Raw genomic sequence first — 26,597 nt, 5'->3', positions numbered from 1 at the left:
TGCAGTTCGAAGCCCCCCTTGCATTGACCGTATACGGTCACGCTAGGACGTCGGGAACGCCCTAATACTCGCGAGCAGTCGCGGCGCACTCCGGTCAAACGCACGACCCCCAACGAGGATCCCAAGCGCAGAAACACCCGCACCCCAGACCACACCGACACCGAGGGTCAACCAGCTGAACAGCGGGTCAGTGGTCATGAGTGCGGTGACGGCAAGCACGACAATAGGAATGCTCAAGACGAAGGTCACGCCGATCACAGCGAATACCGCCAGTCCGTTCAAGAACGTCTGTCCTGGAACCGTTTTGAATGGGTTATCTCCCGGAGCGGCCACTGGCATCACCATCAGCGCCGACGACACTGACGAAACACCCAGGCCAATCAGCAGCACACCCACCGCAGCACCAATCGAGACTGGAATGAGTTCCACGTTTCCGCCAAGGATCGGGGGCACAATTGCGAGCAACAGAATGATGGGCACGACAACACACGCTGCAGCGAGGAGTCGGCCTGCGCGATCCGCCCACCCCTTGATGCCGGTGGCAAGCACCGAGGCGAATGCCGTGCCGTCGTACGAAACATCGGTGTACAGGGCCGTGCACATGATGAACGCCGCGAGGGTGCCCGAAAGCGCGAATGGCAGTCCTTCAAGACCCGAGACAAAGAGCATGAGCACCGGGAACAATGGGAGCACAATGAGCTGTCGCATGTAGCGCGGATCACGCAGCCAGAAGGTCAGCGACCGTGCCCACGTCGCACCAAGCGGACCAGTTGGCATACGTCCAAACAGGCCTAGTGCGCCAGCCTTCGCGACTCGTTCAGCCTTTCGGGCAGGTGCCGTCACGCTGCGATCAAGTGCACGTGCCCACAGCAGCCAGAGCACCGCGATGCTCGCGACAGCGATGACGACGCGCGCAAAGGCGAACAGCCAGTCTCCGGCAAGTGCATCGCCAGGTACCGCCCAGATCGCGCCGATGGGCGTCCATTCAAGCACGCGGGTGACCTCGGCAAATCGCTGTGGGAGATCGCGCACCGAGGTGAGCACTGCACCGATACCGGTGATGATCGGGCCAGTCATGATGAGCACAAGCAGCACGACCGTACCCACGATCTCCTGCCAGCGGCGGCCGCCACGCGACGACGAGACCGCTCCGAGTAGACGGCTCGCAACCACGCACAACACCACACCGATGAGCGCACACGGCACAGCGATAATCGCTGAAATCGGTGAGCGTGCCCACGCAATGACGCTGGTGAGGGCTGCGAGCGTCGTGATCATGCCTGGCACACCGGCTAGACCGGTCGCGGTGAGCACCTGCATCACTTGCGTACGCGATAGCGGCAGCGGCGCGAGGTGTTCGACGTCAACCGTCGAGTCCATGCCAGCTGCGACCAGCGGTCCGATGACCCAGCCGAGGGTGAGCGCGGATCCGCCAATCACCACTGCCATTCGCGCGCCTTCAGCGTCACCGAAGACGAGCAACGCGACCATGCCGGCCGTGAGGAGGCCGAGCATCCAGAGGCCCCAAAGTATGCCGAAGACGAGGCCGACGATGCGCCAGGGGCTGCGAGCGAGGGTATTGCCGAGGATGCGGAACTTCAGCTTTAGGATTGTCGCAACCACGCCGGACCTTCCGAAGTGTGACGGCCACCAACGAGTGAGAGGAAACGCTCCTGCAGCGTCTCACCCGCACGCACATCATCAACCGTGCCAGAGGCAAGCAGTCTGCCTGCCGCAATGATCGCAACGTGGTCGCAGAGTCGCTGTACAAGGTCCATCGAGTGACTGGAGACGATCACGGTGCCGCCAGATGCGGTGTAGCTTCGCAACACATCCTCGATGTTTGCAGCAGAGACCGGGTCGACCGATTCAAACGGTTCATCGAGCACCAGCAGCTTAGGGGCATGCACGAGCGCGCACGCGAGGGCGATCTTCTTCGTCATACCGGCCGAATAGTCGGTCACCATTTTGCCTGCGGCTGCCCCGAGGTCCATCATCGCGATGAGGTCGGCGACGCGCTGCGGAATCTCCTCCCGCGGCACCGAGAAGATCATCGCGGTGTAGGTGAGCAGCTGTTCGCCAGTCAAGCGGTCAAACAGACGCACACCGTCGGCGAGGTTGCCAATCATTGCCTTTGCCGGAACCGGATCCTGCCAGACATCAATGCCATGGATCCACGCGGCACCGGCGTCGGGGCGTAAGAGACCCGTCACCATGGAGAGCGTCGTTGTTTTGCCTGCGCCATTCGGGCCGACAAGCCCGTAGCAGGAGCCTGTGGGAACGTCGAGATCGATACCCGAGACCACGACGTTCTCACCAAACTGCTTTACGAGCCCAGAGATGCGGAGGGCGATATCGCCCGAAAGTTTACCCGTCATCGTTCCAGCCTAGTTTGCGGCCGGGATCACGCTCAAGCATGGGGCGCGGATCCCGTTTGCCAGGCGCGGAATCGCGTCCTATGAGGGAGTTCGGGCGTCACGTCACCGCGCATATGCGTGCGCGTGCTTGCGAGCGGAGCTAGCTTCGCTTCAACAGCCAATCGAATTTCGGTTCGACGACGGGCGCGAAGACCCGCGTGACCCACTTCATGGAGAGCAGCATCGACAGTCCGACTGCCGCAGCAATGAGCAGCAAAATGCCCCAGTTACCCAGCCCACCGATCGCATCGATCACGCCGCTCTCGCGCAGGCTCCAGATCACTACGCCATGCAAGAGATAGACAAAGAGGGTGCGTGAGCCCCACGGAGTCATTCGGGTCTCCGCCCGTGGTACCAGGATGAGCAGCGCCAGCGTCATGATGCCAGCGATCAGCATGAGTACACCAGCGATAAGAATTCCGAGCCCAGCGGTCGCAAGCCACCCCTCAGGAACAAGACTTCCCATGGGTGCATTCGCGAAGAGCCACTCGTAGCTGTCGCGGTGCGTCAACCATTTGTCGATCCGCCAATTGCTCTTCTGCAAAGCAGGAAGGAAGAACGCAGCCGCGATAAGCGCCAGGGTTCCGGCGGCAATGATCTTCGTCAGCGCACGTGGCTTCATGAACCACTCACCACCGAGCAAGTTTCGATCTTTGATCTGCCAGCCAAGAACGAAGAACGGCAAGAACGCGAGCGTACGCGCGGCCGAGAAGTTGGTTCCGATCACCGGGCTGAGGCCCCCGATGAGCGCAAGCGCAATGGAGAATGTCAGCGGGTAACGCAGCCGCGCAATGTATGGGAACACGATGCGCAGGGTCGCAAGGGTGACGAGGAACCAGAGCGTCCACGACGAGTTCACCAGGAAGCCCTTGCCGGGAGCTTGGTCATTCACCACGAACTTGATGACTGCCCAAATGCCCTCCCACAGCACCCAGATGACGACAAGCTGAATCGTTGAGCGGATCGCCTTGGCATTCACCTCTGGCTTCGCGAACAAGCCAGACAGCATGATCATAGCTGGCATGTGGAAGAGATAGAGGAACGCGTAGGCCGCGAAGCCAAAGTCGGTCGTCGTTCGGACGGTCGAGATCATGTGTCCGATCACGACCAACACGATGAGCACAAATCGAGCGTTGTCCCACAGCGCAACGCGCACCTTTGGCGCGGCGGTCTTGGGGGCAAGAGAACTCGAAGCGGAGTTCTGTGCTGAGCCAGAACGGGCGGAGCCAGAATGTGCTGAGTTCGACGTCACGGTGTTCACCCTGCAAGCTTAATCAATGCCGGGTGGGCTGACAGCGGGGACAAGTAAACCCCGCAAGATGAGCCGTTTCTCTCGAGAATGGTGCTTTCATGTGCATGAAAGCGCTGGTTTCGAGAGAAAGACCCGGTCTCGCGGGGTTACGCGTCAGCGCAGAAGCTACTTACGCAAGCTTGGTGACCTGGTCGAAGCCGAGCTCGACCGGGGTTTCACGCTCGAACAGTGACACCAGAACGGTGAGCTTGCCCGATGCGGGGTTGATCTCGCTGATGGTGCCGGGAAGGCCCTCGAACGAGCCCGACTTGATGGTGATGGTCTCACCAATCTCGAAGTCGATCTCAACCTGACCCTGAGCAACAGCATTCGCAGCTGCCGAGCCCTTCTGGGTAGCCGATGCATCAAGTTCGACGGTGCTCTTGAGCATCTCGAACGCCTCGTTGAGGCGCAGCGGTACAGGGTTGTGCGCGTTGCCAACGAAGCCGGTCACGCCAGGCGTGTGGCGGACAACCGACCAGGTGTCTTCGTTGAGGTTCATGCGAACAAGAACGTAGCCCGGGATACGAACACGGGTGACCATCTTGCGCTGGCCGTTCTTGACCTCCATGACCTCTTCCATGGGGACCTGGATCTCGTAGATGTCATCTACGGTGCCCATGACCTCACGGCGGTTCCAGAGGTTCGACTTCACCTTGCGCTCGTAACCGGCGTAGGTGTGGATAACGAACCACTTGCCCGGACGGCGGCGGAGATCCTTCTTAAAAGCCTTGAGAGGGTCAACAGCAGCGTCAGTCTCTTCAGACTCGCCGTCTTCGCCCTCAGTTGCCTCAGCATCGCCAGCAACAGCGGCATCAGCTTCGGTCTCTTCGTCTTCGATGGCCGCAGCAGCGGCGTTTGCCTCTTCTGCGGAATCGATGTCGAGTGCGTCTTCTACAGCCTCATCAGCGACCGAATCGGTCGACTGCACCAGCGCGTCGAGCGCTGCGTCGAGATCTGCCTCGGGGTTGATCTGATTCTCAGTCATCTCAGTGCTGCCTTTGCTTCTGTAGGGGGAACGTGTGAAGTCTCGCGCTGACCGTTAGGCCGGCAGCGAACCGAACACGAACACTGCAAGCCAACCGAATAGCTGGTCGAGGACCCACACGAGGCCCATCATGACGACCACGAAGCCAATCACAACGAGCGTGAAGTTCACGAGCTCTTTACGGGTCGGAGTAACGACCTTCTTCAGCTCAGAGAAAACCTGCTGGATAAAAAGGATGATTCGACCGAAGAAGCCGCGCTTCTTCGCATCGCTCGAATGAGCATGAGAGTCGGCAGAACCGACGCCTTCTACTTCCGTACTACTCATTCAGGCTTTCCTTTCCCAACAGGTGCCCGGTCGCAGTTATCTGCGACCGGGTATCTGGCAGGGCGGACAGGACTCGAACCTGCAACCTACGGTTTTGGAGACCGTTGCGCTACCAATTGCGCCACCACCCTATGGTTCATTGACCATGAATTCACCCACCAAAACTCTCTCACGCTGAGGGTGTCAGGCACAAGAAATTTTGGTAGAAGTCAACTACCTCGGATTACTTTACGGGATTCCAAGCTCAATGTCGAACTGAGCATACGTATTCGGGCTACGATTAGTGCCGTGAGCAGCATCTCCCGTCTTTCAAAGAAAATTTCAGCTATTGGCGAGTCCGCGACCCTCAAGGTCGACGCCAAGGCCAAGGCACTTCAGGCAGAAGGTCGTAAGGTCATCAGCTACGCCGCTGGTGAGCCTGACTTCCCCACGCCCAAGCACATCGTTGACGCCGTGCGTGTCGCCCTCGATGACCCGAAGAACTTCCGGTACACCGCAGCTACGGGCCTTCCCGAGCTGCGCACCGCAGTCGCAGCAAAGACCGCTCGCGACTCGGGCTGGGAGGTCGAGGCATCGCAGGTAATGATCACCAACGGCGGCAAGCAGGCTGTCTATCAGTCGTTCCAGGTGCTTCTTGACCCGGGCGACGAGGTCATCGTCCCCGCTCCGTACTGGGTGAGCTACCCCGAGGCGATTCAGCTCGCTGACGGTGTACCCGTCGAGGTCTTCGCGGGCGCGGATCAGGGCTACAAGGTCACCGTCGAGCAGCTCGAAGCAGCTCGCACCGACAAGACCAAGGCCCTCCTCTTCGTCTCACCTTCGAACCCGACCGGCGCGGTCTACACGGCCGAGGAGACCAAGGCTATTGGCGAGTGGGCACAGGAGCACGGTCTCTGGGTCATCGCTGATGAGATCTACCAGAACCTCGTCTACGGTGGCGTTCGCGCAACCTCGATCGTTGAGGCTGTGCCGGCGCTCCAGGATCGTGCGATCCTCGTCAACGGCGTCGCAAAGACCTACGCAATGACCGGCTGGCGTCTCGGCTGGATGGTCGGCCCGTCCGACATCATGAAGGGTGCAGCAAACCTGCAGTCACACATGAGCTCGAACGTGAACAACCTCGCTCAGCGTGGTGCGATCGCGGCACTCAACGGCCCGCAGGAGCCCATCGAGGAAATGCGCGTTGCCTTCGAAGGCCGCCGCAACCTCATCGTTGAAGAGCTCAACAAGGTTCCCGGCTTCCACTGCCCGATGCCCGATGGCGCGTTCTACGCGTACGTCGACGTTGCTGGTGCACTTGGCAAGACCTACCGCGGAGTCACCCCAGCAACGTCGCTTGAGCTCGCTGATCTCATCCTCACCGAGGCTGAGGTTGCAACGGTTCCTGGCGAGGGCTTCGGCCGCGGCGGCTACCTCCGCCTGAGCTACGCGCTCGGTGAGGGCCCGCTCCTCGAGGGCGTGCAGCGCATCCAGGCGCTCATGGCCGAGGGTAACTAACCTTCCCAAAACACAAAGGTCGGGCACCAGCAGTTCAGCTGGTGCCCGACCTTTGTGTTTTCCTACTTCGAAGGATTCGGCTATCGCAGGTGTTCCACATCGCCGGCGTGCACAACGAGTTGCTTGCCGGTCGGCCGGTCCACAACGAGTGCGCCATCCTCGGCGAGCCGAACGGCCAGACCGTCAACGATCTCCCCGCCCGGCAAGTGCACGCGCACTTCGCTGCCAAGGGTGACGGAGTCTCGTGCTGCGCGGATCCGCACCCCCTGCGCTTCATTCTTCGAACGCTCAACGAGCGCAAGTAAACCCGTGCCAACTTCGCTCATGATGCGGTCGACGATCTGAGCTCCTCGTGGGTCAAACGCGGAGATACCCGGCTCGCCAAAGGTGAACTCGTCCCCTTCGTAGATGTCTTCGCCAAGATACGCTCCGGCCGCAAGAAGCGACGTTGATCGCTCGGTCGGCAGGTCCCACTCAGCGATGAAGAGGTTGACCCCCATACCGACAATGACGTCACCGCCCGGAAGCATTTCGCAAAGAATCCCGCAGAGCTTTTTCCCCGGGCTGTTGTTTTCCGCGTCGTGTTCGTCGCGCACGTGCACGTCGTTCGGCCACTTCACACCGACGCGTCGCGTCTCAGGAACTTCTTCGCCAAGTTCCAGGGCGCGCTCGGTCAGCGCAGTGAAAAAGGGCTGCAGCGCCGCAGAAACGGCAGAACCAGCAATCAGCGGGAGCCAGCTGATGTCGAGACTGGTTGGCGCGGATCCGCCCACTCCTCGAATAAGCATCGACATGGCGAGCCCAGTGCCTGGAGGCATCTCCCAGCCACGGCCGAGACGCCCACGGCCCGCCGTCTGCTGCGCGGTCGCGAGAATCGTTCCGTGCGGCACTGCGTCGCCCTCACGCTCAACAAGCTCACGCAGTTCTGCATTGGTCGACGCGGAGCTCTCACGCCACTCAACACGTGGCAAGGCGGTGCGGGTGTGCGGCAAGTTCATACGGGCGAGCGTACCTGATTGTGATCATTCCACAACGATTTAACGATCCCGCTGGAGAACCTCTCCCACTCCAGACATGTGGTCCGCGCTAGGCTGAATGATGTGACTGCAGAGAACTCATTCTCCCCGGAAGATCTGGCGACTACCGCCGGACGCATTGCCGACCACCGACGCAAGTATCAGGAAGCCGTTGGCGACCGTGACGCTGCCGCTGCCGCAAAGCAGCATGCTCGCGGCAAGCTGACCGCCCGCGAACGCATCGCGTCGCTCCTCGACCCGGGTTCGTTCGTCGAATTCGACAAGTACGTGCGTCACCGCTCGCACGGCTTTGGCATGGAGAACAACCGCCCCTTCGGCGACGCAGTCGTCACGGGTGCTGGTGAGATCCACGGCCGCCAGGTTGTCGTCTTCTCGCAGGACTTCACCACCTTCGGCGGCTCGCTTGGCGAGGTCGCGGGCGAGAAGATCGTCAAGGCGATGGAGTTCGCACTCAAGACCGGTGCGCCACTCATCGGCATTCTGGATTCGGGCGGAGCTCGTATCCAGGAGGGTGTCGTTTCACTCTCGAACTACGCAAAGATCTTCCGCCTGAACACCAAGTGCTCCGGCGTCATCCCCCAGATTTCGCTCGTGATGGGCCCGTCGGCTGGCGGCGCGGTGTACTCCCCCGCACTCACCGACTTCGTCATCATGGTCGACAAGACGAGCAACATGTTCGTCACCGGTCCTGACGTCATCAAGACCGTTACCGGTGAAGAGATCGGCTTCGAAGAGCTCGGTGGTGCACTCACGCACAACCAGACGAGCGGTGTTTCGCACTACCTCGCGAGCGACGAGCACGACGCGCTCGATTACGCGCGTACCCTCGTGAGCTTCTTGCCTGACAACAATCTCGCAGAAGCTCCCGTGTATGACAGCGAGGCCGTTCTTGAGATCACTGAGGCGGATCGCCGTCTCAACTCGATCATTCCTGACAGCCCGAACCAGCCCTACGACATGAAGGAAATCGTCGAGGCAATCCTCGATGGTGGCGACTTCCTCGAGGTGCAGCCGCTGTTCGCACCGAACATCCTCATCGGTTTCGGCCGCGTTGAAGGCCGTTCGGTTGGCATCGTCGCGAACCAGCCCAACCAGATGGCTGGCACGCTGAACATCGCAGCTAGTGAAAAGGCCGCACGATTCGTGCGCTTCTGTGACGCATTCTCGATCCCCATCGTGACCCTCGTTGACGTTCCCGGCTACCTGCCCGGCGCAGACCAGGAGCACCAGGGCGTTATTCGCCGCGGCGCGAAGCTGCTCTACGCATACGCAGAGGCGACCGTGCCGCTCGTGACCATCATCACGCGTAAGGCGTACGGTGGCGCGTACATCGTCATGGGTTCGAAGGAGATGGGCGCAGACTTCAACATCGCGTGGCCCACCGCTGAGATCGCCGTCATGGGTGGTTCTGGGGCCGTCAACATCCTCTACCGCAAGGAGCTCGCAGCTGCTGCTGAGCGCGGTGAGGACGTTGAGGCACTCCGTGCGGAACTCACCGCGAAGTACGCGGCAGACGTCACGTCGCCGTTCCTCGCGGCAGAGCGCGGCGAGCTCGACAACGTGCTCGAGCCTGCCGGCACCCGCCTCGCAGTGATCAAGGCACTCCGTGGTCTCCGCGGCAAGCGTGAAGAGCTGCCCGCCAAGAAGCACGGCAACATCCCGCTGTGAGCGACCAGCTGCTTCCGCCCGACGCCTCTGCTCGCGACGCCCTGCGCCGCGAGCAGGCAGGCTCGGATGATGCCGTACTCCGCGGCGAAGACATCACCTTCGTCACGAAGCAGGTCAGCGACGAAGAGCGTGCGGCCGTCATCGCCGTACTCACTCAGGCGCGTGCTGATGAAGCGCGCCGTGTGAAGCGTCGTGAGCGCCGCGAGCGCGAGCCTTGGGCTCGTTCGCAGCGCGTCTCAGAAGGCATCGCAGACCTGCTCATCGAGGGCTAAAGCCGCAGGCTTTTGCCGCTTTGGCTCTGGCTCTGGCTCTGGCTTCAACCCAACCCCGCGAAAACGCACCTTCTCGCCGAGATCGATAGTTTCTACCTGCAGAAACCACGGTTTTCGGCGAGAAGGGCGCTTTTCGCGGGGTTTTCTCATGTGCGCGCAGCTCTCACCGCAGCACCACAGCACCACAGCCACAACTTCGCCGCCTTCGCCACCTGACTGACTTCGCCGCCTGGCTGCCCGGCGGTCAAGCCGCTACACCCGGGGTCCGCCCCCAACGCCAGCCTAGGACTCGAGACCGTCCCAGTACTCGAGACCGGCCAGCGTCGTGCCGTCCTTGAGGTGCAGGTCGTAGGTCATAAGTTGCTCGGCCGCCGTGAGGGTCTCATACTCTTCTTCACCGGTATCAGGAACGAAGTACTCGAGGCCCTCATCTGCAGGCTCAGAGTCGGAGTCACCCAGCGGCCACCACACGAGAAACATTCCGTTTTCGACTGAGGCTTCCACAGCCATGTCACCCACGTGGAAGGTCACTCCGAGAACGTTCTCCCCGACCATCCCGCCCGTCATAGCGTTAGGCCCGCCTAGGACGTTGCCCGACCCAAACAGCGCATCACTGACGAGCTGGTTTGGTTCAATGGCCGTCACCGGTTCGTCAGAACCGCTCCACCCGTTCAACACCAAATGATGTTCTTTCGAACCAGGCGCTATCGCGACGAGACAGTAGCCGTGCCCGTTCATGTCAGCCTGCTGCATCAGCGCGACCGCGTTGCCGCGCCGTTCTGCCACCAGCAAAGAGCCATCCGCTATGCCCGCAGGCACCTTAGCGGGACTCATTTCACCCTGGCAGGATGCGACGGCAACTGCTAGATCAGCAGCCGACACCGCAGACGGTTCTGTGGTCCACTCTGCATTCACTTCGGTCGCGGGATCTACACGCGGAATCAACATCGCGCCTACCGCTACGAGCACACCCACAGCAGCGATACCACCGATAACCCAGAAGGCACGTCTGCGGTTTACGTGGCTGCGCGAGGGCAGCACATCGAGAGGTGTCTCGGCATCAAGGAGTTCACGTGCACCAGTCGTTTGGTCAGCGTTAGCTCCATGGCGATACATTTCGAGGTTCATTCCGTCTCCGCCTTTGCAGTCGTTTCCAGGTTAGCGAGGAAGAACGCATCACAAGCCATGATTTCTTGGCTATTCACGACCAAGTCACCGCGCAACCAGTTCAGACGTCACACCATGCCAGTTTCCAACGGCTTCAGATGACCGAGGGTGCACCCCAGTTTTCGTCGACCCGTCCCTGAAGGTGAGATCAAAGGTGATGACGTTCGCGGGTGAAGCCGGTGAGAACATGACAAGGTCTGACGTCGGCCACCAGGCAGCATAGCGACCGTCTTGCACCGTTGCCTCGACCGCGGTCTTTCCAATGTGCATGGTGACCGCTTTCACGTCCGGCCCGACTGCCCCCCATGTCATGATTGCATTTCCCCCATCGAGCTTGAGCTCCCACAGGTTCCCCCCTTCGACTTCTCCAGCAGCTGCTGGACCTGCAGCAGTGACGCCAAGTTCCGCGCCGCCAGTGGTCGCCACGGCACGGTTCGTGCCTTCGGGCAGTTCAACGAGGCAGGTGAGGAGGGTTTCTGGATCCGCGCCCCACAACATCACCCCAACAAGGTCGCCCCGCCGCTCGGACAGCAACGACGTCGGGTGTTCGGCAATCGCCAGGTCAAACTCCGCGATCGATTCCTGACAGGCCTCCTTCGCAATTGCGAGGTCTGCCGGAGCGACGGTCTCGGCAGTTGCGGTCCATGTAGCGATTGCGGGTACTCGAGCAGATTCTTGCGGCAACAACAGCATCGCAACCGCAGCACACGCCCCGAGCGCCAGCACCGTTCCGGTCCGTAGGCTGAATCGCGGCCAATGCCCAGACCGCTGGCGCCGAGGTGGCACACTCAAGATCTCTTCCACGAGGCGGTCCGCCGCTGCTCGCTGTCGGCTGTCAGGCCGGTTCGCGGCGATGTCCAGGGCGCGGATCTCATCTTCAAGTTTCATCGTGCTTCCTGGGTCTCGGCTTTTGGCGAAGTCTGTGTGGGTTGTCGGATTGGTGGTTCCGGCCCGCTCTGCACGCTCGTGTCGGTGAGCAACGTTCGCAACACGGTTCGTGCGCGTGAGAGCCGAACACGATAGGTTCCCGTTCGGATACCCAGCGCAATGGCCGCTGATTCCGCGTCAAGTTCCTCGAAGATGGCAAGCGCAAGCACCTCTTGCTGGGTCGCAGTGAGCAGCTTCCATGCGGAGGCAAGATCTGCGCGGATCTCGACAACTTGTAGTTCGTTGTCTTCGGCGCGATGGACGCGGTGTGCGTGCTCAGCCACACGCACCGCAAGTGCCCGGCGCCGTGTGGACCCGCGTCGTTCGTTGAGGAGTGTCTTCCGCACGATGCCAAATACCCATGCGCGACGAGCGTCGGGCTCTTTCGGCGCACGTTCAAAATGGCGCCAAGCAACAAGCATCGCTGTGGCGACAGCCTCTTCCGCCTCAGTGGGCTCGGCACGGCGCAACGCAAACCGCAGCGCGTCATCGTACACGTCGGCAAAGAGATGCCGGTATGCGCGTTCGCGGTCTTCTGAATAGCCCATATCTTTTACATGTCCGGATGCACGGTCGTCGTTACAAGTTCGAATGAGGAACTTCGGAGGTTATGCTTTCGATATGCCCCTGTCCCCTGATGTAACGCTCGCACGTGACCAACTGTGTGCGCTACTCGAACGAGGCATGGACTTGCGGATCACTCCCCAAGCGCCCCCAAACAACAAGCCATACAGGCGTTCCTCTGTACTGATTCTGTTCGGGGCACTCGACCGAAAGCCAAGTCTCGCGCCAGACGCTTCACCGGTGTCTCGCGACCTTGATGTGCTGCTCATGCGTCGCTCATCCCTGTTACGTCATCACGCGGGTGAAATCTCGTTTCCCGGAGGCGGTGTCGAACCCGTAGACATTGATTCGACTGCCACAGCTTTGCGGGAGGCGCAGGAAGAGACTGGGCTTGATCCGGAGGGCGTCGAAGTACTCGGCACTCTGCCCGAGGTCGCCATTCCTGTGAGCAATAACCTCGTCACCCCCGTTGTCGGCTGGTGGGGCGCGCCAAGCGAAGTGCGTGCGGACCAGAGTGAGTCGGTCGAGGTCTTTCGTGCCCCTGTTGGTGAGATGTTGGATCCGTCTGCACGTGGCACCTCAGTGTTACGTCGCGGTGGCGCTTCCCATCGCGGACCAGCGTTCCAGCTCGCCCCGCGACTCGGCAGTCACATCGTCTGGGGTTTCACCGGCATTTTGCTCTCCTCGCTGTATGACGAATTGCATTGGGCGCAGCCGTGGGACCGCCGTCGGGAGTTTCTGCTGGCGAAGTGACCTCAGTCCCTTACTGAGCGATCAGTATCGACACCGGTCAGTATCGACATCGTGTGCGCGGATCATTGGTTGGGAATCCCCGAAGCGATTTGCGCGAGCTCAACTCGCGAGCTTGTCCCGCTCTTTGCGTACAGCGAGCCAACATGGGTTTTCACGGTGGTCACCCCGATGTGAAGTTCGGCTGCAATTTCCTGATTGGTCATGCCAGCCATAAGAAATCTGCACACGTCTCGTTCACGTGCTGTCGTACGTTCCCACCATTCGGGAGTAACAGGTGCCGCCGCGAGGTCTTCGTTTCGTTGTGCTGCAGTAGCCTGCGCGATAAGTGCGCCCGCCATTGCAGGGTCAAGCACATGTCGGCCCGCCGCGACGTGCCGCACAGCGTGAATGATCTCTGCACCACTCGCACTCTTCAAGAGGTATCCGTTTGCGCCTGCAGTGAGGGCACGACTCAACATGTCATCTGAATCGTAGGTTGTCAGGACCAGCACTCGGGTGTCGGTTTCGGCTGCGATCCGCTCGGTTGCCCAAATTCCGTCAGTTCCCGGCATACGCAGGTCGATCAGCGCTACGTGCGGCAGTGTTCGATGGCAAGCTACCAACGCATCGAAACCGTTTTCAGCTTCGGCTACGACAGCGATACCCGGGTCGGTACTCAAGATGGCTGCTACTCCGCTTCGAACGGCCTCATGGTCGTCTGCGAGCAGCACTCGAATTACTGGCTTTTCTGTCATTCGTTGGTTCCTCTGCGCAGCCGGGCGGTGGAATCGACAGCAGAAGCGCCCGCAGAAGCGCCTGCAGCCTGGGCCACACGTTGAGCCTCACTTGCGTGCACGGCCGGCGGGGTCAATTCGATCCTTGCTTGCCAGGCACTCCCGTCATCGCTGCGCTCAGCATGTACGTTGCCGCCAAGGCCATTGAGTAGCAACTGGGTTCCACGCAGTCCCATCCCGTTACCGGGTAGTGCTCGGGCTGATGCAACTTGATTTTCAACACAGAGCACCAACCCATCTGCTGCGTCCTGTTGCTCATCAGGGTCTTGATCCGCCAGACGCCTCACCTGCACGTCACCGGCGCCGTGCTTCACTGCGTTCGCCACGAGTTCACGCAGTGCTCGCACCACCATGTCCGCATGAGAAGTTGCGTATGTTTCCAAGAATCGCTCGAGCTGCGCCTTGGAGCCTGGCTGCCAAACAAGTTCACGTCCCGATGGCAACAGCTCCTCAAATTCATGCAGCGCTTGGTTAATCGGCACAGCAGCCGCAGCGGTGATTTCTTCAAGTGCGCTCAAGGCAGAAATTAGCTGTCTGAGCTCAGTACTGGCCGCATCTGTGCCCCGCTTCGCACGAGACAGACTTGTCATCAATGGCTCGGCAGTGATGCCCAGACGTTCAGCCTGCAGTTTTGAGGCCTCGATGTGGAGTCCTGCGACCGCGATCTGATTTGCCACGAGGTCATGCAGGTCGTGCGCGATCTGCCCGCGCAACACCTGCATGTCGCGCGCAAACTGTCTATCGAGCACAGCAACCGTGCGCAGCCGCTCGTGACGGACGTTCCATCCCCACAGCGCAGATACGCCGATGATCAATGCCCACTGGAGCAGCAAGACCAAAGTTGCGGCATTCTGCGGTCGCCAGATAAGAAGTGCAACAGAGACCAGTGCGACTATCGAAAGCCCAACGAACAGGAGCCGTTTCAGGCCGATATCACTCGCGTATTTCACGGCAGCATAGATCAGGTCAGTCGCCACGATGACGGCTATGAGGCTCCCGCCGAATGCAAGGTCGACAGTCACGACCGCTGCGCCGAGCGCGAGCGCCGTGAGTGGTCGTGTCGAGCGTTGCGTTGATACCGCTGCGAGCGCCACTGCAATGAGCAAGAAGACCCATCCTGGCCCCTCAAGCAGCGCCACCGATTGCCACAACCCGTACATCCCGAACTGCACGAAGGCGATCCCGAGCAGGAGCCAGACAACACCAATGACCGTGTCGCGTTCACGAGGATGCTCGCTCAGCCTGTTGAGAAACTGCCTGAACATGTCATTCATTTTGGCGTATTCGTGAACTACCCGCATCCTCCGTCCGGAGGAGGAAGTGCGTCTTCATGGAGGATCCGCCGCTTCTCAACCCGAGGCAGTCTGAGAAACATGAACCTTATCGTTACGGGAATTATTGCCTGCGAAATCGGCTTTTGGGTGGTGCTCGGGGCGGGCCTCTTCGCGCGTTATCTGCTACGTGCCCAGCGACTTTCAACGGTGCTGCTAGCGTGTGTGCCGCTGATTGACCTTGCCTTACTCAGTCTCATTGCATGGGATCTTCTCGCCAACCAGGAAGTCGCTGACTTTGCGCACGGCCTTGGCGCGATCTACCTCGGCTTCACGGTTGCGTTCGGCCGCCAGATCATTGCGCGTACCGACGTTATTTTTGCTCATCGATTTGCGGATGGACCAGCACCCGTCAAGCCACCCACACGCGGCGTCGCGGCGATCCGATACGAGTGGCAACAGTGGTTTCGGATGGTGCTCTGTGCGGTCATCGCATCGATCGTGCTCGGCGCGATGATCCTGCTCGTCGCAGACACCAGCCGAACCGATGAGCTGCTCAGCTGGATTGGCCGCGTCTGGCTCATTGCCGGGATCTGGCTGCTTGGCTGGCCGATCTGGGTCACCGTGCGTGAAGGGTTCACACCGCACGCCACCGACGCATCGCCTTCGAACGCGCCTGACACAGACGCTCGGACTTCAGCTCGCGACAGCTGATGCGCATACGATGCCACAACGTTGTGTCGTCAGACGATGGCACCGTTCAATTGCGCGTGTACTTGAATCGCCTGCTGATCGCTGAGCCCTGCAACGTAATCGAGAATCGCACGAGTTCGACCCTGTCGAATCAGCCCATCAGTTGACGTGTCACCTGTGAGGAGGTCTGGCCGCGAAGCTCGCAAATCAAGGAGGCCCTGCGTGCCTTCTTCGACCCATTCCAGTAGGCTTCGCGGGGCATGTGACGCGTCAGCTGGATCAGAAAGCCACGCATCGAGCCCCAGGGTGATGCTCTCGATAATGCGTGATTGACCACGTTGGCGGAGCGCATGCTCCGGACGCTCGAGCACGAAGTGCGCGTGTACAAACTTCAGCACCATGACCTCATGCCACGAACGGTGATTGAGCCTGACGTAGCCGCCACGAATGTCTGGGTTCTCATCGACCACGATTGACGAACGCAAACGGTCGATCCAGCGTCGCGTGAACCCAGAAATCGCGCGCTCACTCGCGATGCCTCCGTCGTAGGGAACAGCGAGCAGCCCGTCCCCAATCTCTTCGGCAACCACTCGTACTGCGTCTGCAAAAGCGTCGCGCTCAGCGATCCATCGGTCTTTCATCTGGAGGCGCCGCCACAGAAGTTCAAGTGCTTGACCTGCCTCACGCGAATCTAGTTCGGCCTCATTCGCGACGGCCAGCGACCCTTCGGACGCAAGCCACGCAGAAAACTCGCGCAAGACTTCGCCTCGCTGTAGCACTCCAGCTTTGGCAAAGTCATCGAGGTCGTGCACCGCATAGGCGATGTCATCCGCAAGATCCATGACCGCGCACTCAACCGTCTGCATGCCAGGCGAGATTGCGGGGAACGCGGCGAGCACTTCTTCCATCTCTGCGGCCTCGAGTGCGTACGCTGAGAACTTGTCAGCCCCATCGAGCGGGTTGATTCCCGCACCACGTGGCCGATCCGCTGCTCGAACGTCAGCAAGCGAGGTTCCTGCCCAGGCAGCCCTCGTCCACGGATACTTCAAGGTTGCTGCACGTGTCGCTGCGGTGAGATTCAGTCCGTCGAAGTCACGACCGAGCGTGTCGAGATGCGTGAGAATGCGGAACGTCTGGGCGTTACCTTCAAAGCCTTCTGGCAGCCCGAGACGGGTACGCGCAAGCCGATCCAGCACACGCTCACCCAAGTGGCCGAACGGCGGATGACCAAGATCGTGCGCGTGTGCAGCTGCCTGCGCAACGACGGTGTCGCATCCGCCGAGCTCTGCAATGATCCGGCCGGTTTCATCTCGTTCAGCGGTTTCGCCGCGTTCAAACGCCGCCCACTGTGCCGCGTGACCTGCGAGCTGTGCAGCGATCACACGTGCGACGGCGCTCACCTTGAGTGAGTGGGTGAGGCGATTGTGCAGTACTGGGCCTACGCCTGTCTGCGGTACCACCTGAGTCACATCCGAGAGACGCGCAAAATACGATGAGAATCGGATCCGCTCGAGATCAACACGGAACGCTTCGGGGGTATCCGGGCTCTCTGCGAGCTGTAGTGATCCCTCAAATGCGGCGTGCTGTGAGGATTCCAGCTCTGCGTGGCGGCGAGCGGTGCGGTTGCGTGCGAACGTCTCCATGTCCTCAGAATATGACACCCGCTTACAAAAGGGTTCGGCAAATTCAATGGCGAGGGTGAAGATGAGAGTATGAGCGACTGTACCGATCCCAGCGGCACCCCGTTTGCTGCCCTCGACCCCGCACTGCTGCGCGGCGAGCGCACGAGCCTGAAGTGGACGCGGTTCCCCGCGGACGTACTTCCGATGTTCGTCGCCGAGATGGACTTCACCGTCGCGCCTGAGATCAAGCGCACGCTTATCGATCGCATTGAAAACTCAGATATCGGGTACCTCGACAGCCCAGGTCCCCTCGCCCCAGCATTTGCGGACTTCGCTCGTGACCGTTGGGGTTGGAATGTCAACGCAGAACACGTACGCCTCGTCACCGACGTGGCCACTGGCGTTGTTGAGGCGCTGCGTGTTGCTCGGCCACACGGTGGTCGCCTCGCTCTTTCGGTGCCCACCTATCCCGGCTTCTTTGAGATGCTTGAGGAGCTTTCGTTCGAGACTGTGCAAGTTCCGCTCACCGCTCCTGATCACAGGTCACGGACAGCGGGTGGTCTTGACCTAGGCGCCATCGAGCGCGAGTTCGCAGCTGGCATTGACGCTTTCATTTTGTGTAATCCTCACAATCCACACGGCATCGTGTTCACGCTTGATGAGCTCACCCGTTTGGCTGAGCTCGCAGCGCAGTACGACGTGTTTGTGATTTCCGATGAGATCCATGCTCCGCTCGTTCATGATGCGTCTACCTTCGTACCGTTCGCGTCGGTCGCTGCTCCAGCAGGGGCGCTCTCACTCACCTCAACTTCAGCCAGTAAAGGCTGGAACATCGCGGGCGCAAAGTGCGCAATCTTGGTGGCAAGCGACGACCGTTCAGCGGAGCTCCTCAACAGGCTCCCACCCGAAGCAGTCACCCGGGCCAGCATCCTCGGTTTACATGCGGGCACCACCGCCTTCATCGAGGGGCGTGAATGGCTCGATCGCGCCATCACGCAAATCAAAGCCAACGATAATTTGTTGGCTGAACTCATCGCAGAGCATCTTCCTGGCGTCGCACACATTCGCCCCGCCGCGAGCTACGTCGCGTGGCTCGACTTCCGAGAGGCCGGCCTCGGCGACGACCCATATGAACGGATCCTGTCGGAAGCGAAGGTCGCGTTCAACAACGGCGCCTTCTTTGGTGACGGCGGCCAGGGCCACGTGCGGATCAACCTTGCTTGCGCGCCTGAGACGATCAGAGAGGCGATCCGCCGTGTGGCTGCAATTCTCCCTTTGCGCCAGAGCCTGAATGTCGATCTCGGCATCACGGAAGGCGACGCAAAATGACCGCGGTGCGCCCTGAGTACGATTGGGCCGGGTACGGGTTCGATACCCGTCAGGTGCACGTTGGCGAGTATGCGGACCGGAACCACGGTGTACGCGTGCCTCCCCTCGCGCTCTCTGCAGGATATGTGTTCGAAGACTTCGATGACTGCGTGGAGCGGTTCCAAGGCCGCCCGGCGCGCGGAAGCATGGACGCACCAGATCTCTTCCCACAAGAACCTCCTTCGGCTATTTATTCTCGTCAGGGAAACCCAACGAACTCCGTTGCTGAGCAACGACTCGCTTCGCTCGAGGGTGGGGCCGAGGCTGTTGCCGTGTCGAGCGGTCAGGCAGCAATCTCGTCAGCACTCTTCACACTTGCCCAAAGCGGTGACCACATCGTGTCGACTGCATCGATCTACGGTGGCACGCGCATTCTCTTCGGGCGCAGTTTCAAGCGATTCGGTATCGATGTCGATTACGTCTGGGACGCAAACGATGATGCCGAATGGGAGGCGATGATCCGCCCAAATACGAAGGCGATCTACACGGAGACTATTCCGAACCCACGCAACGACGTCACCGATTTACACAGATTTGCGTCGATTGCTGCGAAATACAATCTCCCGCTCGTTGTGGACAACACTGTCGGGACACCCGCGCTCATTCGCCCGATCGAGCACGGCGCGAATATTGTCGTGCATTCGACGACGAAATTCCTCACCGGTCACGGCACCGCTGTCGGCGGCGCAATCGTCGACGGCGGCACATTTGACTGGTCGGCTGCGGAGTCAGTTGGTCGCAGCTACCCGCTGTTGAGCAAGGCCCCACGTGCAGGTGCACGCTCGATCCTCGAACGGTTTGGCCCTGAGCACGCCTATGCTCGTGCTGCCCGCGAACAGGTCGTGAACGATATCGGCCCCGCGCTCTCACCGTTTAGTGGGTTCCTGCTGCAGCAGGGCATGGAGACACTCTCACTACGCATGGAACGCCACGTGGCATCGTCCCAGCGGATCGCCGCTTGGTTGGAGACCCAGCCTGAGGTTGAATCAGTTGGCTACGCCGGGCTCCCCTCAAGTCCACTGTTTGACCTTGCAGTTCGCGACTACGGCCTCGATGCGAGTGGCACCTACGCAAACACCGGATCGGTATTCAGCGTGACGGTGCGCGGCGGGATTGAAGGAGCGCGCGCGTTTACCAACGGTCTTCGCGTCTTCTCTCGCATGACCGGCATTGGTGACACCCGCTCGATGATCATCCACCCGGGCACCTCGACTCACGCGAGTTTTGCGCCCGAGATCAACGAACGTCTCGGGATCACGCCCGGCCTGCTCCGTCTCTCTGTCGGCATTGAGAATGTTGAGGACCTCATCGCGGATCTGCGTTCCGGGCTCGATCAGGTGGCGGCGCTGTAGGTCTGGTTGGCGGGCTGGCTAGCTGGTTGGCGGGCTGGCTGGCTTCGCTCAATGCCTCGAGATGTGCGGTTGTTGCCGAAACTGGGCCGTTCTTGCGCATGAAAGGGGCGCTTTCGGCGAGAAGCCTCATTTTGACGGCTGGGCGGATCTCGATCAACGCGTACTGAGCCGCCTCGACGCCCCGAGCTGGTTATCCACAAGCCGCAGTTTCACACGTTGTTCAACAGGCTTGAGCGTTCCAAACTCGTGGCATGTTTACCACTCTGCCACTCACCCACCAGCCCCCTCCGGAGCTGAGCCCAGACCACGACCACGTAATTGCCGACGCACTTGCGCACGCTGATGCTGAGCTTCGCACGCGCCGCCAACTCACACGTTTGGGGCTATCTGACCGGCAAATCGCTTCGAGGTGCGAAGCCAAAGATCTGGTGCGGATCCGCCGCGGCATGTACGTGCCTTACGACTACTGGCGCAAGCTGTCACCTGAGGCCCGCCATCTGACGCAAATCATTGCGACAGCTCGCACAGCTCCTGAGCCACCTGTCTTCTCGCATCATTCGGCGGCGATCTTGCACGGCTTCCCGATATACCGCTTCCAGCAAGCGCGCACACGTGCACGCAGCGTTGCTCACATCGATCTCGGTCACATTGTCGAAAGATACGGCCTGCAGTTCACGGCCCCCAACCGAACTGCACTTGATGTTGCTTGCACCTCCACCCACGAGGTTGCAGTCTCAGTGCTTGACCAAGCCGCACGACTCCAGACCACGCTCGGGACCACGCTCACAGCATGGCGCGAAGCGTTGCTCACAATGTTGCACACCGAGGAAGTTCGTCGCGGGTGCAGACGGGCACGCAGCTTGATTGACATCGCAGACCCTTCGTCCGGATCTCCTCTCGAGAGCGTCAGCAGGCTGTACCTCCTCGCGCTCGGCCATGAGCCGCTTACCCAGGTAGAAGTTCGAGCACCCAACGGTGGTCGCTATCTCCTCGATTTCGAGCTGCCAGGGCACAATGTGCTCTGCGAGGTCGATGGCCTCGTGAAATACCGTGATCCGACCATGCTCACGGGCCGGTCTCCTGAGGCGGTGCTATTGCAGGAGAAACGTCGCTCTGATTGGATCGTTGGGCAAACTGGCAAACGTCTCATCCGGTGGGGAGCCACCGAGCTTCGTTCATTTGACGATTTCTCTCGGTGGTTGGTGCAGATGCGGATCCCCACTCCACCTCGTCATACATCTCGTCGAGGGGAGCTACTCACATGAGCGGCCGACAGGCATGAGCGCCCGCAACACGGCGAAAGGGGCCGTTTCTCTCGAAACAGCCCCTTTCACACCGCAGAAGCTATCGATTTCGACAGCAACTGTCCGTTTCGAGAGCTTGAGCGCCGCACGCGAGCGTCAGCTATACCTGCAGCCCATACAGATTAGGCTCCGGCACCAAGATCACACCAAACTCTTGCTGTACGCGCTGCACAACAAAGCGGGCAAGCTCTGCGATGTCGGCAGCAGAAGCGCCACCGCGGTTGGTCAGCGCAAGTGTGTGTTTCGACGAAATTGCCGCACCAGAACCAGGCAAACGGAATCCCTTAGGAACACCAGCGTGCTCGATGAGCCACGCAGCAGAGAGCTTGACTCGCTGCTCAGGAGCAGCAGGCGCGACCCGCAGCTCAACGCCACGAGCAAGCTCCTCAAACGTCGTAGCAACAGCCTCTGGCTCTGCGTTGCCCACAGGGAACCGCGGCGCATTCTCAGGCAGAGTTCGAGCAAACGATTCCGAGACGATCGGGTTCGTGAAGAACGAGCCAGCACTCCAGCTGTCGCGATCTTCGGGGTTGAGCACCATGCCCTTGCTTGAACGAAGTCGCAGCACAGAGTCGCGCACTACCCCAATCGGAACCTCATCACCAAGCGCTACACCGAGCGCGCGAGCAAGCTGCTCATACTGCACGGGTGCGGTTGCTGAACCGTTGTCGTTCTCGCGAAGCAGGAGATCAATGGAGAGGACAACGCCTTCTAGCCCCTGCTTAATCACGGAGTCACGGTATCCGAGTTCAAGCTCGTCTTTCGACATCCGACGTACTTCACCGTCAGACGCAAAATCACCAGGAAGGAACTCAATCGAATGCAATACATCCGAGAGCTCTTGCCCATACGCCCCGATGTTTTGAACGGGTGCTGCACCTGCGAGCCCGGGAATACCCGAAAGCCCCTCGATGCCTGCAAGTCCTTGTTCGACACAGGTCGCGACGAGCTCATCCCAATCATGGCCAGCTTGTACTCGCAGGCGAACGACACCCGGCGCAAGCTCAGGATCAGCGATGCGCTCGATGCCTGTCGTGCGAACGAGCAGCACTGTACCGGGGTACCCAGCGTCGGAGACAATCGTGTTTGACCCGCCGCCGAGCAGCAGCCAGGGGTCGCCTTCGTCCCACAGGTCTTCGGCCAGAGCAACGAGTTCATCGCGGGTCTGCGCAACAAGCACACGCTCTGCTGGGCCGCCCACGTGCATCGTGGTCAGCTGTGCAAGGGTCGGAGCCGTCTCAGCAGCGGGGCCCGCCACTGCACCGTGTTTCACGCGAACGCCGCGAGCAGCTGAGCCTTGCCCAGCACGGTCGAACCGTCAAAGACCACCTTGAGGTCGATGCGCGCAGTGCGAGCATCGGCATCGAGCGCTCCGACGGTTGCGGTAACGGTGACCTTCGCACCTTCGGCAGCGTCAACCGGCACCGGGCGCGTGAATCGCGACTGGTAGTCCTTCACCCACGCCGAAGCACCGAGCCAGTTCGTCGCGACCGAGCCGGCAGCTCCCATGGTGAGCATGCCGTGCGCAAGTACGCCGGGGAGGCCCACAGACTGCGCAACGTCGTCACGGTAGTGAATGGGGTTGAAGTCGCCCGATGCACCCGCGTACCGCACGAGATTGTCGCGGCTGAAGTCGAGTTCGTCTTCCGCGACAACGTCGCCGACGGTGAGGTTCTCAAAAGCTGGGGAGGTCATGCCTCTTCTCCTCTCACTACGAGGGTCGAGATCGCCGTCACAACGTGTTCACCCGATGCGTCAACGATGTTGCTTGATGCAGTCACCATTGAGTGGCCACCGAGCTGCTTAACCGAGGCAATCGTAAGCGTTGCGGTGAGTTCGTCACCAGCAACAATCGGACGGGTATAGCTGAATCGCTGGTCGCCATGAACCACACGGCTGAAGTCAACGCCAGCTTCCTCGTCAGCGAGCAGCTGTGCGAGGGTCGACTCCTGAACTACAACGGCAAAGGTCGGAGGTGCAACAACATCAGCGAAACCAGCAGCCTGCGCAGCTGCAACATCGGTGTGCAATGGTGAAGCGCTCAGTACGGCGCGCGCGAACTCACGAACCTTCTCGCGACCTACGAGGTACGGCTTTGTGGGCGGATACTCACGCCCCTGAATCTCTGGATTGACCACGAGGTTCAGTCTACAGAGCGAGCACCGCCGGTGGTGCTGAGTTGCGGTGAGGGCACGGATCCACACTAGGACTGTGCCATCCAGCAATAGATTCCGCGCGAGGTTTGTCGGGAATATCCAACGTCAGGGACATGCACTGGAATAGGCTTAACCCTATGTCGCGCATTCGTAAAGTGCTCATTGCCAACCGTGGAGAAATCGCAGTACGCATTATTCGTGCTGCCCAGGACAGCGGAATCGCTTCCGTTGCCGTGTACGCGGATCAGGACCGCGACGCTCTCCACGCCCAGCTTGCCGATGAGGCATATGCCCTGCATGGCACCACCAGCGCAGAGACCTATCTCGTTGTAGAAAAGCTTCTTGCTGTGGCACGCCGCTCAGGCGCAGACGCAGTGCACCCTGGATACGGCTTCCTTGCAGAGAATGCTGCATTCGCGCAGGCCGTCATCGATCAGGGACTCACCTGGATCGGCCCAAGCCCCGAAGCGATCGATCGTCTCGGTGACAAGGTCAGTGCACGTCACGTCGCTGAGAAGGTTGGCGCGCCGCTTGCAGCTGGCACGAGCGACCCAGTCCAGAACGCAGACGAGGTTCTCGCTTTCGCTGACGAGGTCGGCCTGCCCATCGCGATCAAGGCCGCATTTGGTGGCGGCGGTCGCGGTCTGAAGGTCGCATACGAGCGTGACGAAGTCGCAGAGCTCTTCGAATCGGCAACCCGTGAAGCTGTTGCTGCGTTCGGTCGCGGCGAGTGCTTCGTTGAGAAGTACCTCGAGAAGCCCCGCCACGTTGAAACCCAGTGCCTCGCTGACGCGCACGGCAACGTTGTGGTGGTTTCGACCCGTGACTGCTCGCTCCAGCGCCGTCACCAGAAGCTTGTTGAGGAGGCGCCAGCGCCGTACCTCACCGATGAGCAGATCGAGCGTCTCTACAGCTCGTCAAAGGCCATCCTCAAAGAGGTCGGTTACGTCGGCGCAGGTACTTGTGAGTTCCTCGTCGCGAAGGACGGCACAGTTTCCTTCCTCGAGGTAAACACCCGTCTGCAGGTTGAGCACTGTGTTTCGGAAGAGATCACGGGCATCGACCTCGTTCGCGAGCAGTTCCGTATCGCTGAGGGTGGTGTCATCGAGTACGGTGATCCCGTCGCGCAGGGCCACTCATTCGAGTTCCGCTTGAACGGCGAAGATCCCGGTAACGGCTTCCTGCCAGCGCCTGGCCCGGTTGCTGTTTTCCGCCCGCCGCTCGGCCCAGGCGTCCGCATCGACACCGGCGTGCAGTCGGGAGATGTCATCTCGGGTTCGTTCGACTCGATGCTTGGCAAGCTCATCGTCACCGGTGCGACCCGTGAAGAGGCACTGCAGCGCAGCCGCCGTGCCCTCGAAGAGTTCGAGATTCAGGGTCTTCCGACGGTACTCCCCTTCCACCGCAAGATCGTGAACGATCCTGCGTTCACCGCTCCTGACGGTAAGTTCGGCGTTTACACGCTGTGGATCGAGACTGAGTTCAACAACGACATCGAGCCGTGGGAAGGCGAGAACACCGTACTCGCTACGGATCCGCGCCGCCAGACGGTCGCTGTTGAGGTTGACGGACGTCGCGTCGAGGTCTCGATGCCGATGACGTTGCTCCCAGCATCCGACCTCGATGTCACCCGCGGCCCTGCTCCCAAGCGCGCTAAGGGCGCTGGCGTTTCAGGCGCAACGGGCAACGCTGTCGCGGCGCCCATGCAGGCAACCGTCGTCAAGGTTGCGGTTGAAGAAGGCCAGCAGATTTCTGAGGGCGAGCTTGTCGCAGTGCTCGAAGCGATGAAGATGGAGCAGTCGCTCTACGCTCACCGCGATGGCATCGTCACGGCAATCGACGCACCGATCGGCCAGACCGTACCGAGCGGCCACGTGCTGCTCACTATCGCAGACGCGGAGTAAGTTTCCGCCCGCGGTTCAGCGCGGGCTGGATCGGGTCGGTGCGGGATTGCCCTTGCCGCCTCGGGCCAGCCCCGCGAGAACCGGTGCTTCTCTCGAAAAGTGGTCTTTCATGCGCATGAAAGGCCACTTTTCGTATGAAAGGGCCGCTTTCGCGAGGCTGGCGCATGTGGCGGCTTTCGCATATGCGCCTCTCAAGGGAATACACGCACCCCGCACCACGTTGTACCGAGTATGACTGCTGTGCCTCTCTCAATTCTCGATCTTGCAACGGTAGACCACGGCGGCAATATTGCCGAAGCACTCCGCCACTCGGTTGAGCTCGCACGCACCGCAGAAGCCCTCGGATACGAACGCATGTGGTACGCCGAGCATCACAACATGTCGAGCATTGCATCGAGCGCAACCTCTGTGCTCATCGCGCACATCGCGTCTCAGACTGAACGAATTCGTCTCGGCTCAGCTGGAATCATGCTTCCGAACCACTCCCCACTGGTCATCGCTGAGCAGTTTGGCACGCTCGCGACGCTGCATCCGAATCGCATCGATCTCGGCCTCGGACGCGCCCCCGGCACTGACGGCGCAACGTTCCGGGCGCTTCGCCGCACACACCAGGCCTCAGACAATTTCCCGAACGATGTTGTCGAGCTGCAGAAGTACCTCGGCACAGACATCGCTTCAACTGCCGTGAACGCGTACCCCGGACGCGGCACCAATGTGCCCCTCACGATCCTCGGTTCGAGTCTCTTCGGAGCGAACCTTGCAGCCCAGCTCGGCCTGCCCTACGGATTTGCCTCGCACTTCGCGCCAGAGGCCCTGACGACTGCTGTCGCTCACTACCGCGCAAACTTCCGCCCAAGCGAACAGCTTGAGAAGCCGTACGTGCTCGCGGGCGTGAATGTCGTTGCCGCAGCGACAGACGAGGAAGCAGAAGCACAGTTCACCCGCGGTGAACTCGAGCGCGTACGCAAGTTCCTTTCGCGCGGCCGCGAGGTCGAACTCACCCTCGACCAGGCTGGCGAACTGTACGACACTCCTGCTGGCCAGCAGATCCGTGACATGCTCCGATACACCGCGATCGGCGGCCCGGAGCGCGTCATCGACGAGCTTGATGCCTTCGCACGGCACGCTGATGCAGACGAGCTTATTCTCGCCTTCGCAGCGCCCACGCACGCTGAGCGCCTTGCCGGGGCGCGGATCGTCGCCAGCCCGAAAAGCTAAGCGCCGAACACGCAGCTCACCCCTGCAG

Annotated in this window: 25 protein-coding genes and 1 tRNA gene; 10 read left to right on the top strand and 16 right to left on the bottom strand. The window is 60.7% G+C overall.

Features of this window, described 5'->3' with window-relative positions; genetic code table 11:
- Positions 1-42: 42 nt before the first annotated feature.
- The 6 genes from FW756_RS07190 to FW756_RS07165 all read right to left on the bottom strand — a co-directional run bounded on the left by FW756_RS07190 (position 43) and on the right by FW756_RS07165 (position 5,154).
- Positions 43-1,623, bottom strand: a complete 1,581-nt coding sequence (locus FW756_RS07190) for a hypothetical protein (RefSeq protein WP_446429475.1) — start codon at positions 1,621-1,623, stop codon at positions 43-45.
- Complete coding sequence (locus tag FW756_RS07185) at positions 1,605-2,378, bottom strand: ABC transporter ATP-binding protein (protein WP_446429474.1); 774 nt, start codon at positions 2,376-2,378, stop codon at positions 1,605-1,607. The genes FW756_RS07190 and FW756_RS07185 overlap by 19 nt, the downstream gene beginning before the upstream one ends.
- A 139-nt stretch (positions 2,379-2,517) precedes the next feature.
- On the bottom strand, positions 2,518-3,669 hold the full coding sequence (locus FW756_RS07180) for an acyltransferase family protein (protein WP_446429473.1): 1,152 nt from the start codon (positions 3,667-3,669) through the stop codon (positions 2,518-2,520).
- A 169-nt stretch (positions 3,670-3,838) separates the two neighbouring features.
- Positions 3,839-4,696: a transcription termination/antitermination protein NusG gene (gene nusG / locus FW756_RS07175; RefSeq protein ID WP_446429472.1), complete on the bottom strand. Its 858-nt coding sequence runs from the start codon at positions 4,694-4,696 to the stop codon at positions 3,839-3,841.
- A 54-nt stretch (positions 4,697-4,750) separates the two neighbouring features.
- Complete coding sequence (secE, locus tag FW756_RS07170; protein ID WP_446429471.1) at positions 4,751-5,023, bottom strand: preprotein translocase subunit SecE; 273 nt, start codon at positions 5,021-5,023, stop codon at positions 4,751-4,753.
- Between the two features lie 55 nt (positions 5,024-5,078).
- Positions 5,079-5,154: transfer RNA gene (locus FW756_RS07165), tRNA-Trp, on the bottom strand.
- A 157-nt stretch (positions 5,155-5,311) separates the two neighbouring features.
- On the opposite strand from FW756_RS07165, the gene FW756_RS07160 reads away from it, so the two are divergent.
- Complete coding sequence (locus FW756_RS07160) at positions 5,312-6,520, top strand: pyridoxal phosphate-dependent aminotransferase (protein WP_446429470.1); 1,209 nt, start codon at positions 5,312-5,314, stop codon at positions 6,518-6,520.
- A gap of 80 nt (positions 6,521-6,600) precedes the next feature.
- On the opposite strand, the gene FW756_RS07155 is transcribed toward FW756_RS07160, so the two are convergent.
- A complete protein-coding gene (locus FW756_RS07155; protein WP_446429469.1) occupies positions 6,601-7,518 on the bottom strand; it encodes a biotin--[acetyl-CoA-carboxylase] ligase in 918 nt (305 codons plus the stop codon).
- Positions 7,519-7,611: 93 nt separating this feature from the next.
- On the opposite strand from FW756_RS07155, the gene FW756_RS07150 reads away from it, so the two are divergent.
- Positions 7,612-9,225: an acyl-CoA carboxylase subunit beta gene (locus tag FW756_RS07150; RefSeq protein ID WP_446429667.1), complete on the top strand. Its 1,614-nt coding sequence runs from the start codon at positions 7,612-7,614 to the stop codon at positions 9,223-9,225.
- Complete coding sequence (locus tag FW756_RS07145) at positions 9,222-9,497, top strand: hypothetical protein (protein ID WP_446429468.1); 276 nt, start codon at positions 9,222-9,224, stop codon at positions 9,495-9,497. The genes FW756_RS07150 and FW756_RS07145 overlap by 4 nt, the downstream gene beginning before the upstream one ends.
- Before the next feature lie 282 nt (positions 9,498-9,779).
- On the opposite strand, the gene FW756_RS07140 is transcribed toward FW756_RS07145, so the two are convergent.
- From FW756_RS07140 to FW756_RS07130, 3 genes are all read right to left on the bottom strand, one after another.
- The gene (locus FW756_RS07140; RefSeq protein ID WP_446429467.1) at positions 9,780-10,625 is read right to left on the bottom strand and encodes a hypothetical protein; all 846 of its coding nucleotides are present in this window, start codon (positions 10,623-10,625) and stop codon (positions 9,780-9,782) included.
- A gap of 84 nt (positions 10,626-10,709) precedes the next feature.
- Positions 10,710-11,552: a hypothetical protein gene (locus FW756_RS07135; RefSeq protein ID WP_446429466.1), complete on the bottom strand. Its 843-nt coding sequence runs from the start codon at positions 11,550-11,552 to the stop codon at positions 10,710-10,712.
- Entirely contained in the window at positions 11,549-12,139 is a 591-nt protein-coding gene (locus FW756_RS07130; protein ID WP_446429465.1) for an RNA polymerase sigma factor, read from the bottom strand. The genes FW756_RS07135 and FW756_RS07130 overlap by 4 nt, the downstream gene beginning before the upstream one ends.
- A 73-nt stretch (positions 12,140-12,212) precedes the next feature.
- Between FW756_RS07130 and FW756_RS07125 the strand changes: the two genes are divergently transcribed.
- Positions 12,213-12,908 carry an NUDIX hydrolase gene (locus FW756_RS07125; protein WP_446429464.1) on the top strand — a complete coding sequence of 232 codons (696 nt, stop codon included), beginning with the start codon at positions 12,213-12,215 and terminating at the stop codon, positions 12,906-12,908.
- Between the two features lie 62 nt (positions 12,909-12,970).
- On the opposite strand, the gene FW756_RS07120 is transcribed toward FW756_RS07125, so the two are convergent.
- Together FW756_RS07120 and FW756_RS07115 are read right to left on the bottom strand one after the other, a co-directional pair.
- Positions 12,971-13,642 carry a response regulator transcription factor gene (locus FW756_RS07120; protein ID WP_446429463.1) on the bottom strand — a complete coding sequence of 224 codons (672 nt, stop codon included), beginning with the start codon at positions 13,640-13,642 and terminating at the stop codon, positions 12,971-12,973.
- Complete coding sequence (locus tag FW756_RS07115; RefSeq protein WP_446429462.1) at positions 13,639-14,946, bottom strand: histidine kinase; 1,308 nt, start codon at positions 14,944-14,946, stop codon at positions 13,639-13,641. Before FW756_RS07115 ends, FW756_RS07120 begins: the two co-directional genes overlap by 4 nt.
- Positions 14,947-15,054: 108 nt before the next feature.
- On the opposite strand from FW756_RS07115, the gene FW756_RS07110 reads away from it, so the two are divergent.
- Positions 15,055-15,666, top strand: coding sequence for a hypothetical protein (locus tag FW756_RS07110; RefSeq protein WP_446429461.1), 612 nt, complete (start codon positions 15,055-15,057; stop codon positions 15,664-15,666).
- Between the two features lie 29 nt (positions 15,667-15,695).
- Here FW756_RS07110 and FW756_RS07105 read toward each other — a convergent pair whose 3' ends face one another.
- Complete coding sequence (locus FW756_RS07105) at positions 15,696-17,288, bottom strand: deoxyguanosinetriphosphate triphosphohydrolase family protein (RefSeq protein ID WP_446429460.1); 1,593 nt, start codon at positions 17,286-17,288, stop codon at positions 15,696-15,698.
- Between the two features lie 69 nt (positions 17,289-17,357).
- Between FW756_RS07105 and FW756_RS07100 the strand changes: the two genes are divergently transcribed.
- The 3 genes from FW756_RS07100 (at position 17,358) to FW756_RS07090 (ending at position 21,252) form a co-directional block, all read left to right on the top strand.
- Positions 17,358-18,596 (top strand): MalY/PatB family protein, encoded by a 1,239-nt coding sequence (locus tag FW756_RS07100; protein ID WP_446429459.1) that lies wholly within the window; start codon positions 17,358-17,360, stop codon positions 18,594-18,596.
- Entirely contained in the window at positions 18,593-19,987 is a 1,395-nt protein-coding gene (locus FW756_RS07095; protein ID WP_446429458.1) for an O-acetylhomoserine aminocarboxypropyltransferase/cysteine synthase family protein, read from the top strand. Before FW756_RS07100 ends, FW756_RS07095 begins: the two co-directional genes overlap by 4 nt.
- Positions 19,988-20,238: 251 nt before the next feature.
- Positions 20,239-21,252, top strand: coding sequence for a type IV toxin-antitoxin system AbiEi family antitoxin domain-containing protein (locus FW756_RS07090; protein ID WP_446429457.1), 1,014 nt, complete (start codon positions 20,239-20,241; stop codon positions 21,250-21,252).
- A gap of 139 nt (positions 21,253-21,391) precedes the next feature.
- Here FW756_RS07090 and FW756_RS07085 read toward each other — a convergent pair whose 3' ends face one another.
- From FW756_RS07085 to FW756_RS07075, 3 genes are read right to left on the bottom strand one after another with little or no spacing between them, the layout of a single operon-like run.
- On the bottom strand, positions 21,392-22,564 hold the full coding sequence (locus FW756_RS07085) for a UDP-N-acetylmuramate dehydrogenase (RefSeq protein WP_446429456.1): 1,173 nt from the start codon (positions 22,562-22,564) through the stop codon (positions 21,392-21,394).
- Positions 22,561-22,986: a MaoC/PaaZ C-terminal domain-containing protein gene (locus FW756_RS07080; protein WP_446429455.1), complete on the bottom strand. Its 426-nt coding sequence runs from the start codon at positions 22,984-22,986 to the stop codon at positions 22,561-22,563. Before FW756_RS07080 ends, FW756_RS07085 begins: the two co-directional genes overlap by 4 nt.
- On the bottom strand, positions 22,983-23,429 hold the full coding sequence (locus FW756_RS07075; RefSeq protein ID WP_446429454.1) for an FAS1-like dehydratase domain-containing protein: 447 nt from the start codon (positions 23,427-23,429) through the stop codon (positions 22,983-22,985). Before FW756_RS07075 ends, FW756_RS07080 begins: the two co-directional genes overlap by 4 nt.
- 155 nt (positions 23,430-23,584) lie before the next feature.
- Between FW756_RS07075 and FW756_RS07070 the strand changes: the two genes are divergently transcribed.
- On the top strand, positions 23,585-25,351 hold the full coding sequence (locus tag FW756_RS07070; protein WP_446429453.1) for an acetyl/propionyl/methylcrotonyl-CoA carboxylase subunit alpha: 1,767 nt from the start codon (positions 23,585-23,587) through the stop codon (positions 25,349-25,351).
- 231 nt (positions 25,352-25,582) lie between these two features.
- Positions 25,583-26,569 (top strand): LLM class flavin-dependent oxidoreductase, encoded by a 987-nt coding sequence (locus tag FW756_RS07065; RefSeq protein WP_446429452.1) that lies wholly within the window; start codon positions 25,583-25,585, stop codon positions 26,567-26,569.
- The last annotated feature ends 28 nt before the right edge of the window (positions 26,570-26,597 follow it).

Source organism: Leucobacter sp. 1207-22, assembly GCF_052850455.1.
The sequence above is the reverse complement of the archived record's forward strand: the minus strand, read 5'-3'. Positions and strand labels throughout refer to the sequence as shown.

Coding starts and splice junctions, on each gene's coding strand:
- FW756_RS07080 (WP_446429455.1), bottom strand. CDS start 22,986: ATGACCTCCCCAGCTTTTGAGAACCTCACCGTCGGCGACGTTGTCGCG.
- FW756_RS07130 (WP_446429465.1), bottom strand. CDS start 12,139: ATGGGCTATTCAGAAGACCGCGAACGCGCATACCGGCATCTCTTTGCC.
- FW756_RS07140 (WP_446429467.1), bottom strand. CDS start 10,625: ATGAACCTCGAAATGTATCGCCATGGAGCTAACGCTGACCAAACGACT.
- FW756_RS07065 (WP_446429452.1), top strand. CDS start 25,583: ATGACTGCTGTGCCTCTCTCAATTCTCGATCTTGCAACGGTAGACCAC.
- FW756_RS07095 (WP_446429458.1), top strand. CDS start 18,593: ATGACCGCGGTGCGCCCTGAGTACGATTGGGCCGGGTACGGGTTCGAT.
- FW756_RS07110 (WP_446429461.1), top strand. CDS start 15,055: ATGAACCTTATCGTTACGGGAATTATTGCCTGCGAAATCGGCTTTTGG.
- FW756_RS07155 (WP_446429469.1), bottom strand. CDS start 7,518: ATGAACTTGCCGCACACCCGCACCGCCTTGCCACGTGTTGAGTGGCGT.
- FW756_RS07070 (WP_446429453.1), top strand. CDS start 23,585: ATGTCGCGCATTCGTAAAGTGCTCATTGCCAACCGTGGAGAAATCGCA.
- FW756_RS07115 (WP_446429462.1), bottom strand. CDS start 14,946: ATGTTCAGGCAGTTTCTCAACAGGCTGAGCGAGCATCCTCGTGAACGC.
- FW756_RS07125 (WP_446429464.1), top strand. CDS start 12,213: ATGCCCCTGTCCCCTGATGTAACGCTCGCACGTGACCAACTGTGTGCG.
- secE (WP_446429471.1), bottom strand. CDS start 5,023: ATGAGTAGTACGGAAGTAGAAGGCGTCGGTTCTGCCGACTCTCATGCT.
- nusG (WP_446429472.1), bottom strand. CDS start 4,696: ATGACTGAGAATCAGATCAACCCCGAGGCAGATCTCGACGCAGCGCTC.
- FW756_RS07135 (WP_446429466.1), bottom strand. CDS start 11,552: ATGAAACTTGAAGATGAGATCCGCGCCCTGGACATCGCCGCGAACCGG.
- FW756_RS07185 (WP_446429474.1), bottom strand. CDS start 2,378: ATGACGGGTAAACTTTCGGGCGATATCGCCCTCCGCATCTCTGGGCTC.
- FW756_RS07105 (WP_446429460.1), bottom strand. CDS start 17,288: ATGGAGACGTTCGCACGCAACCGCACCGCTCGCCGCCACGCAGAGCTG.
- FW756_RS07120 (WP_446429463.1), bottom strand. CDS start 13,642: ATGACAGAAAAGCCAGTAATTCGAGTGCTGCTCGCAGACGACCATGAG.
- FW756_RS07090 (WP_446429457.1), top strand. CDS start 20,239: ATGTTTACCACTCTGCCACTCACCCACCAGCCCCCTCCGGAGCTGAGC.
- FW756_RS07100 (WP_446429459.1), top strand. CDS start 17,358: ATGAGCGACTGTACCGATCCCAGCGGCACCCCGTTTGCTGCCCTCGAC.